Origin of the sequence: Arthrobacter ginsengisoli (assembly GCF_031456935.1) — a bacterium.
Classification (GTDB): domain Bacteria; phylum Actinomycetota; class Actinomycetes; order Actinomycetales; family Micrococcaceae; genus Arthrobacter; species Arthrobacter ginsengisoli.
The window spans coordinates 107,479-123,309 of record NZ_JAVDVQ010000003.1 but is presented as its reverse complement, the minus strand read 5'-3'; the positions used below and the strand labels follow the sequence as shown (position 1 = coordinate 123,309).

The 15,831-nt window shown below is 67.9% G+C and carries 14 protein-coding genes; 3 read left to right on the top strand and 11 right to left on the bottom strand.

Going from position 1 to position 15,831, the window contains the following annotated elements:
* Positions 1–18: 18 nt before the first annotated feature.
* The 7 genes from J2X01_RS04810 to lysS all read right to left on the bottom strand — a co-directional run bounded on the left by J2X01_RS04810 (position 19) and on the right by lysS (position 8,275).
* Positions 19–390 (bottom strand): hypothetical protein, encoded by a 372-nt coding sequence (locus tag J2X01_RS04810; RefSeq protein ID WP_310051225.1) that lies wholly within the window; start codon positions 388–390, stop codon positions 19–21.
* Positions 390–899, bottom strand: a complete 510-nt coding sequence (locus J2X01_RS04805) for an amino-acid N-acetyltransferase (protein WP_310051222.1) — start codon at positions 897–899, stop codon at positions 390–392. Before J2X01_RS04805 ends, J2X01_RS04810 begins: the two co-directional genes overlap by 1 nt.
* Positions 900–958: 59 nt before the next feature.
* Entirely contained in the window at positions 959–3,100 is a 2,142-nt protein-coding gene (locus J2X01_RS04800) for a S9 family peptidase (RefSeq protein ID WP_310051219.1), read from the bottom strand.
* Positions 3,101–3,272: 172 nt separating this feature from the next.
* Positions 3,273–5,765, bottom strand: coding sequence for an ATP-dependent Clp protease ATP-binding subunit (locus tag J2X01_RS04795; RefSeq protein WP_310051217.1), 2,493 nt, complete (start codon positions 5,763–5,765; stop codon positions 3,273–3,275).
* Positions 5,766–6,088: 323 nt separating this feature from the next.
* The gene (locus J2X01_RS04790; protein WP_310051215.1) at positions 6,089–6,415 is read right to left on the bottom strand and encodes a histone-like nucleoid-structuring protein Lsr2; all 327 of its coding nucleotides are present in this window, start codon (positions 6,413–6,415) and stop codon (positions 6,089–6,091) included.
* A 136-nt stretch (positions 6,416–6,551) separates the two neighbouring features.
* The gene (locus J2X01_RS04785) at positions 6,552–6,740 is read right to left on the bottom strand and encodes a hypothetical protein (RefSeq protein WP_310051214.1); all 189 of its coding nucleotides are present in this window, start codon (positions 6,738–6,740) and stop codon (positions 6,552–6,554) included.
* A gap of 2 nt (positions 6,741–6,742) precedes the next feature.
* On the bottom strand, positions 6,743–8,275 hold the full coding sequence (lysS, locus tag J2X01_RS04780; protein ID WP_310051212.1) for a lysine--tRNA ligase: 1,533 nt from the start codon (positions 8,273–8,275) through the stop codon (positions 6,743–6,745).
* 75 nt (positions 8,276–8,350) lie between these two features.
* Between lysS and J2X01_RS04775 the strand changes: the two genes are divergently transcribed.
* The 3 genes from J2X01_RS04775 to J2X01_RS04765 are packed head-to-tail and all read left to right on the top strand — an operon-like array spanning position 8,351 to position 10,843.
* The gene (locus J2X01_RS04775; RefSeq protein ID WP_310051209.1) at positions 8,351–9,277 is read left to right on the top strand and encodes an alpha/beta fold hydrolase; all 927 of its coding nucleotides are present in this window, start codon (positions 8,351–8,353) and stop codon (positions 9,275–9,277) included.
* A gap of 47 nt (positions 9,278–9,324) precedes the next feature.
* Positions 9,325–9,984 (top strand): thymidine kinase, encoded by a 660-nt coding sequence (locus J2X01_RS04770; protein ID WP_310051207.1) that lies wholly within the window; start codon positions 9,325–9,327, stop codon positions 9,982–9,984.
* Between the two features lie 25 nt (positions 9,985–10,009).
* Positions 10,010–10,843 (top strand): alpha/beta fold hydrolase, encoded by an 834-nt coding sequence (locus tag J2X01_RS04765; protein ID WP_310051204.1) that lies wholly within the window; start codon positions 10,010–10,012, stop codon positions 10,841–10,843.
* Here J2X01_RS04765 and J2X01_RS04760 read toward each other — a convergent pair.
* From J2X01_RS04760 to J2X01_RS04745, 4 genes are all read right to left on the bottom strand, one after another.
* Complete coding sequence (locus J2X01_RS04760; RefSeq protein WP_310051202.1) at positions 10,840–12,300, bottom strand: DHA2 family efflux MFS transporter permease subunit; 1,461 nt, start codon at positions 12,298–12,300, stop codon at positions 10,840–10,842. The two genes, J2X01_RS04765 and J2X01_RS04760, sit on opposite strands and share 4 nt — an antisense overlap.
* Positions 12,301–12,420: 120 nt before the next feature.
* The gene (gene panC, locus J2X01_RS04755) at positions 12,421–13,320 is read right to left on the bottom strand and encodes a pantoate--beta-alanine ligase (RefSeq protein ID WP_310051200.1); all 900 of its coding nucleotides are present in this window, start codon (positions 13,318–13,320) and stop codon (positions 12,421–12,423) included.
* A 1-nt stretch (position 13,321) separates the two neighbouring features.
* A complete protein-coding gene (locus J2X01_RS04750; RefSeq protein ID WP_310051198.1) occupies positions 13,322–14,242 on the bottom strand; it encodes a Rossmann-like and DUF2520 domain-containing protein in 921 nt (306 codons plus the stop codon).
* Positions 14,235–15,812: a PH domain-containing protein gene (locus tag J2X01_RS04745; protein WP_310051196.1), complete on the bottom strand. Its 1,578-nt coding sequence runs from the start codon at positions 15,810–15,812 to the stop codon at positions 14,235–14,237. The genes J2X01_RS04750 and J2X01_RS04745 overlap by 8 nt, the downstream gene beginning before the upstream one ends.
* Positions 15,813–15,831 lie beyond the last annotated feature (19 nt).

The following is a 15,831-nucleotide window of genomic DNA, read 5'->3' as shown; positions in this document are numbered from 1 at the left end:
GATCCGCGGCTGTGGACGTCAGCTTCCGGTGTCCGCCGACAACGGGAAATTCGGCCAGGCATCGCTGCCGAGCCAGGAGAACGGCGGCGCGGCATGCCGCCCCCGATTGACCCCGGCCGCCGGGCCGGGGCCCGCGGCCGGTCCCGGGTGCGGACCGGGCCCCGGATCCTCTTCCGCCGCTTCCCCGGCGTCCGGGTCCGCGGTGCGGCGCACCGCAGCCGCGCCGGTGAGAGTCATTTGGAATGCGGAGAAATCGGGAAAAATGGCGCGCTCGTGCAATTTCTTGCCTCCGGAAGTCGGGTGGTCCACCCCCTGGACCGGAAACAGTTTATCCATCAATTTTACTGATGGGAAGACCTCGGCCCGGCCGCCCGGCGCAAAGCGTTGCATTACAGGGTTTTGATCATCCGGGTATTGCCGAGCGTATTGGGCTTTACCCGGGCGAGGTCGAGGAATTCGGCAACACCCTCGTCATGGGAGCGCAGCAGTTCCGAATACACCGCGGGGTCGACGGCGGTCTGGTCGGCCATCACGTCGAAGCCGTGCCTTTTGAAAAAGTCCACCTCGAAGGTCAGGCAGAACACTCGGGAGACGCCGAGCGCCCTGGCGTCCTCCAGCAGGCGCTCCACCAGCAGGTGGCCCACGCCCTTACCCCGCCAGGCGTCCGAGGTCGCGAGCGTGCGCACCTCGGCGAGGTCCTCCCACATAACGTGCAGAGCGCCGCAGCCGACCACTTCACCGTCAGGCGCTTCGGCGATCCGGAACTCCTGGAGGCTCTCGTAATACGCCACGGTTTCCTTGGCCATCAGGATCCGTTGGTCGGCCAGTGGCGCCACGAGCGTCTTGATCGCCCCGACATCGCTGGTGCGGGCAAGGCGGATGCGGATTGTCTCAGTCACAGCCCAATCCTACGGGGCGCCCTCTGGACGAGTTTTGCCTCCCTCGGCGGCGGGGCTACTCAGAGACCCAGCTCGGCGGGCACCGGCAGATCCTTGTCCAGCAGGTTCCTGGCGAGGAAGTGCTCTACGACGCCGTACCAGACCTTGGCGTGTTGGGGCTGCAGGATCCAGTGGTTTTCGTCCGGGAAGTAGAGGAAGCGGTGGTCGGTTTCGCCGTTCTCGTCGGCGGCGAGCCGGGACTTGGACAGCAACTCATACCAAAGGCGCAGGCCCTCGCCGATCGGGACGCGGTAGTCCTTGTCGCCATGGATGACGAGCATCGGAGTGCTGATGTTCTCGACGTGCAGGTGCGGGGAGTTCGCCAGCGCCATCTCGGCCGTCATCTCCTTGAGCCAGTACTGCGCGGCGTCGGTGGTGGGGCCGAACTGATCCAGCGCCCAAAGACTGGCGTGGGTGACAATCGCCTTGAAGCGGTCCGTGTGGCCGGCCACCCAGTTGGCCATGTAGCCTCCGAAAGACCCGCCCATGGCGGCGGTTCGGGTCTCGTCGATGTCCGGCCGCTGTACGGCGGCGTCGGTGATGGCCATCAGGTCAGTGAACGGCGCCTTGCCCCAGCCGCCCCAGCCGCGCTGGATGTGCTGCTGGCCGTAGCCGGTGGACAGCGCCGGGTCCGGCAGCAGCACGGCGTACCCCCGGGCCACCAGCAGCCACGGGTTCCAGCGCCAGGTCCAGGCGTTCCAGGATCCGAGCGGGCCGCCGTGGATCCAAAGCAACAGTGGCGCCGGGCTGCCCGCCGAGGCACCTTCCGGAAGTGCCAGGTACGCCGGCACTCGGGTACCGTCTGCCGCCGTCGTCTCCACACGCTCCAGCGAGCCTTTGTAGTGCGGGCGTTCGGCGGGGGCCGGGAGCCGGACGACGTCGCCGCCGGGGATACTGATCCGCACGGCTTCGGCCGGGAATTCATAGGAGCTGCGCAGCGCGTAGGCGTTGTGGCCGTCCGGGGAGACCACAACGTCGGTATATGCGGCGGAATCGGCGGTCAGCCGGGTGACCCGGCCGGCTCCGCCGCCGCCGTCGCCGGGCAGGGTGATCCTGAAGACCGGCGAGGCGCCGTCCTCATCGGCGGTGACGAGCAGGCCAGATCCGTCCGGCAGCCAGGCGGCGGGGCGCGGCCAGCGGTCCCAGCCGTGCACGAGCGGGGTCAGCGCCGCTTCGCCGCCCGCCTCGGGTCCGGACGCACCGCCGGCGAGGTCGAGCAGGTGCAGCCTGAGCCGAGGGGCCTGCTCCGGAGTGCCGTCGCTCTCGCTGAGCACCACGAGGGTCCTGTTGTCGGGGCTGACCGGGCCCGGGAAGTAGTTCATTCCCTCGGTGTCCAGCAGCACGGTGCGGGTGCCGCTGGCGACATCGATCGCGACCAGGACAGAGCGTGAATCCGCGTGCGCGAGCGGCTTGACGAAACTGCTGTAAATGGTCCGGCCATCCGGGCTGACGACTGACTCGGCATCCCGAAGTCCGGCACCGGCGTCGGGCGTGAGGTTCCGGAGCTTCAGCGGCGGCGCGGCGTCGACCGTTGCCGGCTTGCCGGGCTCCTTTTCCGCACCCGGTTCGACCGCGAAGAGCCGCGGCTGGGCGGGCCCCAGATCAGCGTCCCAGTAGCGGACGGGATAGCCGCTGTGCAGGATGGCGGCGACTTTGTTGTCCTTGCGCGTTTTGCGGCGTTCCTCATCGCTTTCCTCATCCGTGGCACCCGCCAGCACGGCGGCGTTGACGAAGAGGGCGCCGGTCTCCTTGGCGGCCAGGAGCGCGCTGACTCCCCCGGCCCGGGTCAGCACCACCCGGGCCTCGCCGCCGTCCGCGGGCAGCATCCACAGGGCGTTGACGGGATCCGCGTCGGGCGTTTCCGGGTCGGGGCGGGCGGAACTGAAGTAGAGGTCGCCGCCGGCGGCAAACACGGCCCCGGCCTCGCCCTTGGCGCTGCGGGTGATCCGGCGGGCCTGCTTGTGCCCCTCCGGATCCAGCTCCCACAGGGCGGTGCCGTATTCGGTGCCCTTGGCGTTCAGCGTGGCCACGGTGGTGACCAGCCGCCGGCCGTCGGGGCTCAACACCAGACCGCTGACCTTCGGGATGGCGAGGTAGTGGTCCAGGCCGTGGAAGGATGTCTCGGGTTTTTCGCTCAGGGTCGCTGAATCGGTGGAAGCCATGCACCGATTCAACACCTCCTGTGCCTCGCGTCACATCAATTTCACTCATAGTGAAACACTGCTTTCACACCCCGCGCGGCGGCTCCGCGGGGGGCCGTGCAGCGCTGCCGGCCGCGGGCACGCAAAAGGCCCCGCCTCCATTTCCGGAAAGCGGGGCCTTTGGCTTGATTGCCTAGACGCTCGGAGCGATCTCCGGGATGCGCGGCTTGGCGTTGCCGGCGAAGGTGAACTTGGCGTCGTCGCCTTCGCCGTCCACATCCACTACAACGATGTCGCCGGCGTGGATTTCGCCGAAGAGGATCTTCTCGGAGAGCTGGTCCTCGATCTCGCGCTGGATGGTCCGGCGCAGCGGCCGGGCACCCATCGCGGGGTCGTACCCGCGGGTTGCCAGCAGGACCTTGGCGGCGGTCGTGAGCTCGATGCCCATGTCCTTGTCCTTGAGCCGCTTCTCCAACCGGCCGACGAACATGTCCACGATCTCGATGATCTCGTCCTGGGTCAGCTGCGGGAAGACCACAACATCGTCAACGCGGTTCAGGAACTCGGGACGGAAGTGCTGCTTGAGTTCCTCCGTGACCCGGGCCCGCATCCGGTTGTACCCGGTCTGCGTGTCCGTGCCGGACTGGAAGCCGGTGGCAACGCTCTTGGAGATGTCCCGGGTGCCGAGGTTGGTGGTCATGATGATCACGGTGTTCTTGAAGTCCACCACGCGGCCCTGGGAGTCGGTCAGCCGGCCGTCTTCCAGGATCTGCAGCAGCGAGTTGAAAAGATCGGCGTGCGCCTTCTCCACTTCGTCGAACAGGACCACGGAGAACGGACGACGGCGGACCTTCTCGGTCAGCTGCCCGCCTTCCTCGTAGCCCACGTAGCCCGGAGGGGCACCGAAGAGACGCGACACCGTGTGCTTCTCCGAGTACTCGGACATGTCCAGGGTGATCAGGGCATCTTCCTCACCGAACAGGAATTCGGCCAGGGCCTTGGCGAGCTCGGTCTTGCCGACACCGGTGGGGCCGGCGAAGATGAACGAACCGCCCGGACGCTTCGGGTCCTTCAGGCCTGCCCGGGTGCGCCGGATCGCCTGGGACAGGGACCTGATGGCCTCGTCCTGGCCGACCACGCGCTTGTGCAGCTCGTCTTCCATCTTCAGCAGTCGCGAGGACTCTTCCTCGGTCAGCTTGAAGACCGGGATGCCGGTGGAGTTCGCCAGCACCTCGGCGATCAGGTCCTCATCCACCTCGGAGATGTCGTCCATGCCGCCGGTCTTCCACTGGCGTTCCTTCTCGGCGCGCTCGGCAATGAGCTTCTGCTCCTTGTCGCGCAACGAGGCGGCGCCTTCGAAGTCCTGCGCGTCAATCGCGGATTCCTTCTCCAGCTTCATGGCGGCGATTTTCTCGTCCATGACCTTGAGCTCCGGCGGGGCGGTCATCCGGCGGATGCGCAGCCGTGCGCCGGCTTCGTCAATCAGGTCGATGGCCTTGTCCGGCAGGAAGCGGTCCGAGATGTAGCGCTCGGAGAGGCTCGCCGCCGAGGCGAGGGCGCCGTCGGTGATGGTGACGCGGTGGTGCGCCTCGTACCGGTCGCGGAGGCCCTTGAGGATCTCGATCGCGTGGGCGACAGAGGGCTCCTTGACCTGGATCGGCTGGAACCGGCGTTCCAGCGCGGCGTCCTTCTCGATGTGCTTGCGGTACTCGTCCAGCGTGGTGGCACCGATGGTCTGGAGCTCGCCGCGGGCCAGCATGGGCTTCAGGATCGACGCCGCATCGATGGCTCCCTCGGCGGCACCGGCACCAACCAGGGTGTGGATCTCGTCGATGAAGAGGATGATGTCGCCGCGGGTGCGGATTTCCTTGAGGACCTTCTTGAGGCGCTCTTCGAAGTCACCGCGGTAGCGGGAGCCGGCCACGAGGGACCCGAGGTCCAGCGTGTACAGCTGCTTATCCTTGATGGTCTCCGGAACGTCGCCGCGGACAATCGCCTGGGCGAGGCCTTCGACGACGGCGGTCTTGCCGACGCCGGGCTCGCCGATCAGCACGGGGTTGTTCTTCGTGCGGCGGGAAAGGACCTGCATCACGCGTTCCATTTCGGATTCGCGCCCGATGACCGGGTCCAGCTTGTTCTCCCGGGCAGCCTGGGTCAGGTTGCGGCCGAACTGGTCCAGGACGACGGAACCGGCAGGGGTTCCTTCGGCCTGGCCTGGGCCAACGCCTGCACCGGTGGTTTCCTTGCCCTGGTAGCCCGACAGCAGCTGGATGACCTGCTGGCGGACACGGTTGAGGTCCGCACCGAGCTTGACCAGCACCTGCGCGGCAACGCCTTCACCCTCGCGGATGAGGCCGAGCAGGATGTGCTCGGTGCCGATGTAGTTGTGGCCCAGCTGCAAGGCCTCGCGGAGCGAGAGTTCCAAAACCTTCTTGGCGCGGGGGGTGAAGGGGATGTGTCCGGACGGGGCCTGTTGGCCCTGCCCGATGATCTCCTGTACCTGTTCGCGGACGCCGTCGAGCGAAATGCTCAAGGACTCAAGGGCTTTGGCTGCAACACCTTCACCTTCATGGATCAGACCCAAGAGGATGTGTTCGGTACCGATGTAATTGTGGTTCAGCATGCGTGCCTCTTCTTGGGCAAGCACAACTACGCGACGGGCACGGTCCGTAAATCGCTCAAACATTTCGCCACACTCCTAGCTACGACGTACTTTGATGCTACGTGGCCGGGTTCAAGATTTGGGGCTTGTTCGCCACAGGGGAAACCGGGACGCCGCCGCCGCGTCACATCATGGTCACATCAGGGGGCGAACGAGGGCCGGGCGGGCACCTGCGACACCCGTCGGCCGGGCTGCTGCGACACGCGGCGGCCGGGCTGCTCCGACTGCCAGCCGGGACGCCCGCCACAAGGCCCCGGCCGGAACAACAAAGCCCCCGCCGGAAAGCGGGGGCTTTTGTCAGGGTATTGCGCCCCTGCGCCTAAGGCGCAGGGTGCGTGGCTTGACGGCTAGGAATTCGCCTTTTGGTAGGCTTCCTGAATTTCAGCCTGGATACGGCCCCTGCTGTTTACCGCATAACCGTTATCACGGGCCCACTGCCGGATCTGGGCGGAGTCCTGGTTCCGGCCGGATGAAATCTTCGTGCGGGTCGGGCGGCCGCTTGAGGTTTTGCGCGCGTGGGCTACAAACCGTTCGACCGCAGAGCGGAACTCCGCGGCATTGTCGGACGACAGGTCGATTTCGTAACTGACGCCGTCGAGGCCAAACCGGACGGTCTCGTCCGCGGATCCCCCGTCGAGATCATCAACGAGGATGATTTTCACTTTCTGTGCCATATGACTCTCTTTCCAAAAGGATGAGTATTTACGAAAAGCTGGATCTGTCTGCTTAAAGTATCCTCTGCTTTATGGCAACGAGTCAAAGTGAAAGAGATTTTCCAAAGGAAAACCCAAGGTGGGGAATATCCGGCTATTAGTTCAGCCCGTTGGAATGGCCGTCGTTGCGGTGGATATCGGGCGTCTGGGCTTTTTGGTCCGCTTCCGCCTGGGCACGCGCTTCGGCCTGGCGCTCGGATTTGTCCGCATTGAAAATCGATTTCATGGCGAACCAGAAAATCAGGCCGACCACAACGGAGGGAAGCAATACGGCGATGTACTCCATGGTCAGTGTCCTTCGGGCTTCAGCAGCGGGAACAGGATGGTCTCGCGGATACCGGCGCCGGTAAAGAGCATGACCAGCCGGTCGATGCCCAGGCCGATCCCGCCCATCGGCGGGGCTCCGTACTCCAGGGCGCGGAGGAAGTCCTCGTCCAGCTGCATCGCCTCGACGTCGCCGGCGGCGGAGCGGCGTGACTGCTCGGTGAGCCGCTCGCGCTGGATCACCGGGTCAATCAGCTCGGAGAAGGCCGTGCCGCGTTCCATGCCTCCGATGATGAGGTCCCACGCTTCGATCAGCCGGCCGTCCTCGCGGTGCGGGCGCGCCAGCGGCTGGGCCGACGGCGGGTAGTCATAGACGAAGGTCGGGTTCAGCAGCGTTGGTTCGACCAGCTCACCGAAGAGTTCCACCACGAGCTTCTCGGCATCCCAGTTGGCGTCGACCTTGATCTCGTACTTGGCGGCGAGCGCCAGCAGCTCCGAAACCGGTGTCTCCGGGGTGACTTCCTGACCCACGCTCTCGGACAGTCCCGGGTACACGGCCAGCCAGGCCCAGTCGCCGTCGAGGTTGATCTCCCCGGCCTCGGTGTGCAGGACGCGGCCCACACCGGCCGCGTCGGCGGCGTCGAGGATGAGTTCCTTGATCCGGTCGGCCATGACGAACTGGTCGGCCCAGGCCTCGTAGCTTTCCAGGGTGGTGAATTCCGGGCTGTGGGTGGAGTCCACACCTTCATTGCGGAAAACCCGGCCCATGTCGTAGACGCGGTCGATGCCGCCGACGACGGTTCGCTTGAGGTACAGCTCGGTGGCGATCCGCAGGGTCATTCTCTGGTCGAACGCGTTCATGTGCGTCTCGAAGGGGCGGGCCGTGGCGCCGCCGTGGACCAGTTGCAGCATCGGGGTTTCCACCTCGACGTAGCCCTGGCGGTGCAGGGTCTCGCGGATGGAACGGGTGATGGCGGCACGGGTGTAGACCATTTCGCGTGCTTCGTCCCGGACGATGAGGTCCACGTAGCGCTGGCGGACGCGGGTTTCCTCGTTGAGTCCGGCGTGCAGCACCGGGAGCGGGCGCAGCGCCTTGGAGGCCATGGACCAGGATTCGGCCATAACGGAGAGCTCGCCGCGCCGCGAGGAGATGACTTCGCCCTTCACGAACACGTGGTCGCCGAGGTCCACGAGGGCCTTCCAGTCGGCGAGCGCGTCCTCTCCGATGTTGGCCAGGCTCAGCATCACCTGCAGCCGGACGGCTTTGCCGTCGGCGCCGCCCTCCTGGAGCGTGGCGAAGCAGAGCTTGCCGGTGTTGCGGATGAACACGATGCGGCCGGTCACGCCGACGACGTCGCCGGTGGTTTCGTCTGCCTGGAGGTGTGCGTACTTCTCCCGGATTTCACCCAGTGAGTGTGTGCGCTCCACGCCCACCGGGTACGCCTCGATGCCGCGCTCGATCAGCTTGGCGCGCTTCTCCATACGGATGCGCGTCTGCTCGCTGGCGTCGTGCGAGTCGGCGGCGGTGTTCGGTGCGGAGGTGTTTTGGGAAGTCACAATCCCCAAGTTTACCGGGGTTTCTGCCGGAGCAGGTCCCGCGCAGCTCTGGCCATTGCGGAATAGACTCAGGCTGTGGACACGCGGACCATCAGCACCGACGACGGCGAGGGCCACCTCGTGCTGCATTCCTTCCGCCCGGCCGCCGGGCCGGGGCTGGCGGCCGGGCAGGCGACGGGACAGGCGCCCGGGCCGGGAATTGTCGTCGTGCACGGCACCATGATCACCGACGCCCTGTACCGCCCATTCGCGCGGAACGTCAGCCGACTGTTGGGCCGCCCGGTGCATTGCTACAACCGGCGCGGGCGCGACGGGTCCTCCCCGCAACCGGCCGGCTACTCAGTGGCCACGGAGATCGGCGATCTGGCTGCGGTGATGCGGGAAACAGGATCAAGCGACGTGGTGGCGCACAGCTACGGCGGCTTCGTGGCCCTGCAGGCGGCACTGACGCTACCGATCCGCAGGATGGTGACCTATGACGCGGCCGTGTCCCTCTCCGGGAACCTCACCCACCGCTGGCGTCCCGAGCTGGAGCGTTCGGTTGCCGCCGGGCAGCTCGACGACGCGTGGGCGCACCTGGTCCAGGGCATTGAGGTGGGCGGGCCGGTATCCAAGCTCCCGCTGGGCGCGCTGCGGATGCTCAGCATCCTCTCCGCACGGACCAACATGGGCGCCGAGATGCGCAATCTGCTGCCCACCGCCGTCTCAGAGATGCGGGCAGTGCTGGACGCGGACGCCGAACTGGACACCTTCGCGGCCGTGACCATCCCGGTGCTGATGCTCAGCGGCGCCTGGAGCCCGCAGTATTTCACCGAAACCGGCCGGCAACTCGCCGCCGCCGTCCCTTCCATCGAGTTTGCCGTGCTGCCAGGGCAGCTCCATGAAAGCCCGCTCCGGCCCGGAATCCGGCTGCCCCGGGCCGCCGCGCGGTTCCTCCTGGCCGGCGAAGGGAGCCTGCGGCCCCTCCCGGCGCGCAGGCGCAGGCTCAAGCTGGGCCGCTGAGGGGCGCGCCTTTACAATCGGTGGGCGACCCCTTCGAAAGGACCCCCTTGGCCAAGCTCTACTTCCGCTACGGCGCGATGAATTCCGGCAAGTCAACGGGACTGCTGCAGGCCGCCTTCAACTACGAGGAACGCGGCCAGCGGGTCCTGCTGGCCAAGCCGGACGTGGACACCAAGGGCGACGCCGACGTTGTGTCCCGCCTGGGCATGACCCGCTCGGTCGACTTCCTGGTCCCGGCCGGCGCATCGGCCCGCGGGCTGTTCACCGCCCACGCCCACGGGGACGACCCGGATGCCCTGCTCGAGCACGTGGACACGCAACCGGTCGCCTGCCTGCTGGTGGACGAGGCCCAGTTCCTCGAACCGGCCCAGGTGGACGACCTGTTCCGGATCGCGGTCCAGGACAACGTTCCGGTGCTGGCCTACGGCATCCGCACGGACTTCCGCACCCGGGCCTTCCCTGGATCCCTGCGGCTCCTGGAGATCGCGCACACCCTTGAGGAGCTGAAGACCATCTGCCGGTGCGGCCGGAAGGCCATCTTCAACACGCGCCGGGCCGGGGACCAGGTTGTCTTCGACGGGGACCAGGTCGCGATCGACGGCCAGGACGTCTGGTACGAATCGCTCTGCGGCGCCTGCTACCTCGAGGTCTCCGGCGGGCGGCTGGGGAACCGGCCGCCGGCCGCCGTGGAACCTACTGCGCCGTAACTGCAGCCTCGGCTAGGCTCGGAGCATGACCCGCGAGAACATCAGAACCCCCGATGGTGGAACGATCGAGCTTTTCAGCACGGGTGCCGAGCTTGCCTCCGCGGGCTCCGGCGTCGTCGTGGTTCCGGCCTCAATGGTGACCGCCGCCGACTACACCCGCTTCGCCCAGAAGCTCAGCGCGTCCCTGGGACGTCCGGTGCACACGTTCAACCGGCGCGGCCGCGGCTCCTCCTCGCCTCAGCCGGAGGACTACACCCTCGAGGTGGACATCAAAGACCTCGACGCGGTGATGAAGCACTCCGCCAGCACGGACGTCTTCGGGCACAGCTTCGGCGGCGCGGTGGCACTGCACGCCGCCCGGACCCTGCCGGTGGAGCGCCTCGCCGTGTACGACCCGGCCGTCTCCGTGAACCACAGCGTCACCGCTGACTGGACCACCGAGTATGAGAAGGCGACGGCGGCAGGTGATGACGACCGCGCCCTCGCCGTGCTGCTCCGGGGCCTGGAGACGGGCAGCGCCCTGTCCCGGATGCCGCTGTCCATGCTGACCCTGGCGAACAAGCTGGCGGCCGGAACGCCGATCGGCAAGCAGATGCGCGAACTGATGAAGACCGGCGTCCGGGAGATCAAAGCCATCATCGCCGCGGACATGCCGGCCGAGCCGTTCCTGGAACTGCCGCTGGAGACGCTGATTGTCGTTGGCGAGAAGAGCCCGGCGTACTTCGGTGTGGCCTGCGCCCAGATCCACGAGGTGCTCTCCGGCTCCAGCTACACGATCCTGCCGGGGATGGGGCACGACGGCGTCAACAAGGCACCGGACAAGCTCATCTCCGCGCTCAGCGAGTTCTTCGCCAGCTAGTGGCCAGCCTCCACTGCCGCCGTCTTGCGCATCATGGCGGCCAGTACAACGGCGGCCACGGCAATGACCGATGCCGTGAGGAACGCCGCGTGCATGCCGGCGACCATTCCGGCACCGGCTGACACGACGGCGTAGATCGAGACGAGCAGCGCCGTTCCGGCGGCCCCGGCCACTTGCTGCAGCGTGCTCATGATCGCCGAGCCGTGTGAATACAGGTGCGGGGGCAGCGGGTTCAGCCCGGTCGTGAACGCCGGCGTAAAGATCAGGGCCAGCCCCAGGCTCAGGCCCACGTGCAGCGCCACGATCCACGCCACCGACGTGCCCTCGTCGAGCCGGGAGAACTGGAACAGGGCCACGACCAGCAGTGACGAGCCGGTCACCGTCAGCGGCAGCGGCCCGACCTTGTCAAACAGCCGCCCAATGAACGGGCCGAGCAGGCCCATCGCGAGGCCGCCGGGCAGCAGGGCCAGTCCTGTCTCCAGCGACGTCAGCCCGCGGATTTCCTGCAGGTACAACGGCAGGAGAATCACCGCGCCGAACAGGGCAATCATGGCCACAACGAGCAGCAGCACAGACACCGTGAACATCCGGAAGGTGAACGCACGGAGGTCCAGCAGGGGCGCGTCGGACTTCTGCAGCCGCAACTGCCGGAGAACAAACGCGACCATGGCAACGACACCCACCGCAAGGGCTGTGACGGCCGGCGCGCCGGGACCGCCCTGGCCGCCGATCTGGCTCAGCCCGTAGACCAGGCCGCCGAACGCAGGCACCGTGAGCAGCACGGACAGCACGTCCAGCCGGGTCTTTTCCTTTTCGCCGATGTTGGTCAGGAACCGGGCTCCGATGGCGAAGGCCGCCACCGCGATCGGCAGGACAAAGACGAACATAAAGCGCCAGGAGAAGTGCTCAAGGATCAGGCCGGAAACGGTGGGTCCCATGGCCGGTGCCACCGAGATCGCAATGCTGACGTTGCCCATCACGAAGCCGCGGCGTGACACCGGGACCAGGGTGAGGATGGTCGTCATCAGCAACGGGAGCATGATGGCCGTGCCGGCGGCCTGGACGATCCGGGCCAGCAGGAGGATTTCGAACCCCGGAGCCAGCGCCGCGAGCAGCGTGCCGCCGGAAAACAGGCCCATGGCCAGCATAAAGACAGCGCGGGTGGACAACCGCTGCAGGATGAAGCCCGTCGTGGGGATCACCACGGCCATCGTCAGCATAAAACCGGTGGACAACCACTGCACAGTAGGGGCCGTGACCCCGAGGTCGACCATCAGCCGCTGGAGCGCGACGTTCATGATGGTTTCGTTCAGGATGACGACGAAGGTGGCCACCAGCAGGGTGGCGATCACGGTGACCGATTCCCGGGACATCTTCACCGGCGGCGCGGCAGCCTCGGCGGCGATCTGGGCCTGAGCGGGATCGCCGGGGGACTGCGAAGAGACGTCTGTAGACATGGGGGTTCCCTCAGGGAGTTTTGAAATGGGGTCTGCGAGCGTCGTCGCTACATCAGGTGCCAACCTGCCATGCGCCACAGTAATTCCCGGCTCGGCTGAATATCTTCGCCGGCTGCTGCGTCAGGAGTCCAGCGGGACGTTATCGATCAGCCGGATCGGGCCGACCTTGGCCGCGACCAGCACCAGGCCCTCGCCGCGGAACGGGGTTTCCCGGCAGTTCTCGGCCAGCGGCTCGAGGGTGCCGGGATCAACTACGTCGAAGTAGTCCAGTTCCACGAGCGGCTGGGACTCGATGAGCGCCCGCGCGGAGTCCAGGTCAAGCGGCAGGTGGGCGTTGGCCCGTTCCTCAACCAGCCGCAGCGCCCGCGACAGCACCAGGGCGGCCTCGCGTTCCTCGGCGGAGAGGAAGCGGTTGCGGCTGGACAGCGCCAGGCCGTCCGGGGACCGGACGATCGGCACCGGCACGATTTCCACCGAGAAGTTCAGATCCGCCACCATGCGCTGGACCAGGGTCAGTTGCTGGGCGTCCTTCTGGCCGAAATACGCCCGGTACGCCGGCAGCTCCGCGCCCAAAGCCGCGCCGGGCGTTCCGTAGTGCAGCAGCTTGGCCACGACGGTCAGGGCACCGTCGAAGTGCCCGGGCCGCGAGGCCCCCTCCCACTTCCCGGCCATCGGTCCCGCGCTGATCCGCACGCGGGGCTCCCCGCCGGGGTACACCTCGTCCACGTCGGGGGCGAACACCAGGTCCACCCCCACGGCGTCCAGCAGCGCCAGGTCCGCCTCCAGCGTCCGCGGGTACCGTTCGAGGTCCACGGCCTCGCCAAACTGCAGCGGGTTCACGAAAATGCTCACGACGACCACGTCGTTCTGCTCGACGGCGGTGCGCGCCAGCTCGGCGTGGCCCTCATGCAGGGCGCCCATCGTGGGCACCAGACCCTGCGAGGAGCCGCCCTTCGCCTGGAGCAGGCGGGCGCTTTCCGCCCTGAGCTGGGCGGCCGTGGTCACGAGTTGGATCGCCACGTTATGGGCCTTCCTTAAGGTTGTTGGCATCGCCGTCCGGGCCCTCGAGCGCCTGCGCGACGCCGTCGAGTTGCTCCGGCTTCAGCAGTCCCCGGCGTCCTGCCCGGCGGGCCGTCGCCCGGGCCATGGCCAGGTACGCCTCCAGAATATCGCCCCCCGAGCCGCCGTCGTGCTCCCGCAGCGAGTCGGCGTGCGCGGCCACGGTGCCGACATCGCCGCGCGCCACGGGCCCGGTCAGGGCCGCTTCGCCCGAGGCGAGTGCGTTCTCCAGGGTGGCGCGCAGCAGTGGTCCCAGCATGCGTTCGGGGGCTTCGACGCCGACCTCCCGGAGCAGCTGCGAGGACTGCGCCACCAAGGTGACGAGGTGGTTGGAGCCATGCGCGAGGGCAGCGTGGTAAAGCGTGCGGTCGGCCTCGGCGATCGCGACCGGCTCGGCACCCATCTCCACCACGAGGGCCTGTGCGATGGGCAGCATCGCGGCGTCCGCCGTGACGCCAAAGGTGCAGTCCAGCAGCCGGGTGAGGTCCAGGCTCATCCCGGTGAAGGTCATCGCCGGGTGCAGCGCCAGCGGGATGGCGCCGGCGGCCCGGACCGGATGCAGGATCCCGACGCCGAAACGTCCGGAGGTGTGCGCCACGAGCTGTCCCGGCTGCCAGGCGCCGAGCTTCGCCAGTCCGTCGACGAGCGGGCCCAGCGCGTCGTCCGGGACGGCGAGGAGCACCAGTTCGGCCCGCTCGACGATGTCCGGCACGTCCAGCACCGGGACACCGGGGAGCAGGGCGTCCGCGCGTTCGCGGCTGGCGTCCGAGACGGCGGAGACCCCGATGATGGCGTGCTCCGCGCCGCGCAGCGCCGCCCCCAGGACGGCGCCGACCTTGCCGGCGCCGATGATTCCGATGCCGAGTCGTCCTGGTTTAGCCATGCTGCCGGTTGTCCTGCCTGTTGGGTTCTTCGGTGCGGGTGGGTTCAGCCTCGAGTGCCCGGACCTGGTCGAGCCAGTGCTCGCTGGTCTGGCGTTTGCGCGCGGCGCGGGCGCGGGCCGCCTGCGCGTCCAGCAGGGCACGCCCCTCGTCCAGGCCAGCCTGGATCAGCCGCGGGGACACCGGTCCGGCGGTGGTGTGCAGCACCAGGTCCACCACCCGGAAGCGCCGGGCCAGGGGTCCCTGCTCCAGCGACATCGATTGGGTGCGCTGGTGCGGGACCAGCACGAGGTGCCGCCACCAGCGGCCCGAGCGGATCAGCAGTGCCGTGTCCGTGGCCATGAAGCCGTTGCGCCGCCAGCCCAGCGGCGCCAGCAGCCGGGCGCGCCGCGGAGTGGTGACGAAGCCGCCGTCGTCCGTCCCGGGAACCGCCGGGACCTCCGAAATGACCGCATCCGCCGGGAATACGCCCGGGCCGGCGAGGCCGTTGACGCCGGCGCTGAAGACCCGCGCCGGGTCTGGAGTGCCGGGATCCGGCAGGACCAGCGAGAGCACCGTGAGCACGTCCGGGAAGGTCCCCACGGGCAGGAGCGTGGTCCGGGAGGAGCCGCCGTCGCTTCCCACGGCGCCGTAGCCGGCCACATTGACCTGGATCCGGTACCAGCCGAAGATCCGCCACAGCGGCGGCTGGCTGACGCGCAACGCCTGGATCCTGCCCGGCGGCAGCGTCTGCGCCTGGGTGTCCAGCAGGCCGTAGCGCAGTCTGATGCCGTCCGGGGAAATGGCGGCAGTGAAGTTGTATCCCTTGTTGAACATCGACCAGTAGGCGGCCAGCAGGGCGAGCACGGCGGGGATCAGATAGAGGTAGAAAGCGCGGTTCTCGGTGACGGCGGACAGCACCACGGAGGCTATGGCGCCCAGCACCACACCGACGCTCTGCTCGCTCAGGATCAGGGATCCGGCCAGGCGCCGCGGCGGGACGGTGAGCACGGCGTGTTCGGGCGCCTCAGCGGCGGCCTCCCCCGGGTGTTCGGGGTCCGGCACCACGCCGGCGGCGCGGGCCAGGATCGCGGCCCGGAGCTGCCGCGCTTCGTCCATGCGGAGGTAGGCGAGCCGCACCGCGGATTCGCCGGCGTCGGCCACCTCGAATTTGAGCTCGGCCAGCCCGAAGATCCGGGCCAGCAGCGGCTGCACGATGTCGATCGCCTGGACCCGGTCCAGCCGGGCTTGCCGCTGCTGTTTGAAGAGGAAACCGGTGTTGAGCCGGACGTACCCCTCCGCCACCTGGTAGCGGGTGTAGTACCAGCTGAGGATGTAGCCGAGCACGGTGAGCAGCAGCAGTATGCCGCCGCCGAGCAGCAGCCACGGCGCCCGGCCCGCGAGCTGGTCATCCACGAGGGGGCCGCCCCGGAGCACCCGTTCGAAGCTGTCGCGGAAGAAGAAGAATCCGAGGGCAGCCAGTGCCACCCAGCCACGCACGAAGGGTGAGGCCGGGTGCACGCGCAGCCACGCGCCGTCGGGGGTTCCCGCCGCGGCGCCGGCGGACGCCTCGGGGGCCGCGTCCGGCTTCACTGGGCTCCCTTAACGGAGG

Excerpts from the sequence above, each read along its gene's own strand:
- J2X01_RS04810 (WP_310051225.1), bottom strand. The coding sequence starts at position 390 with ATGCAACGCTTTGCGCCGGGCGGCCGGGCCGAGGTCTTCCCATCAGTA.
- J2X01_RS04800 (WP_310051219.1), bottom strand. The coding sequence starts at position 3,100 with ATGGCTTCCACCGATTCAGCGACCCTGAGCGAAAAACCCGAGACATCC.
- J2X01_RS04795 (WP_310051217.1), bottom strand. The coding sequence starts at position 5,765 with ATGTTTGAGCGATTTACGGACCGTGCCCGTCGCGTAGTTGTGCTTGCC.
- J2X01_RS04790 (WP_310051215.1), bottom strand. The coding sequence starts at position 6,415 with ATGGCACAGAAAGTGAAAATCATCCTCGTTGATGATCTCGACGGGGGA.
- J2X01_RS04785 (WP_310051214.1), bottom strand. The coding sequence starts at position 6,740 with ATGGAGTACATCGCCGTATTGCTTCCCTCCGTTGTGGTCGGCCTGATT.
- J2X01_RS04765 (WP_310051204.1), top strand. The coding sequence starts at position 10,010 with ATGACCCGCGAGAACATCAGAACCCCCGATGGTGGAACGATCGAGCTT.
- J2X01_RS04760 (WP_310051202.1), bottom strand. The coding sequence starts at position 12,300 with ATGTCTACAGACGTCTCTTCGCAGTCCCCCGGCGATCCCGCTCAGGCC.
- J2X01_RS04750 (WP_310051198.1), bottom strand. The coding sequence starts at position 14,242 with ATGGCTAAACCAGGACGACTCGGCATCGGAATCATCGGCGCCGGCAAG.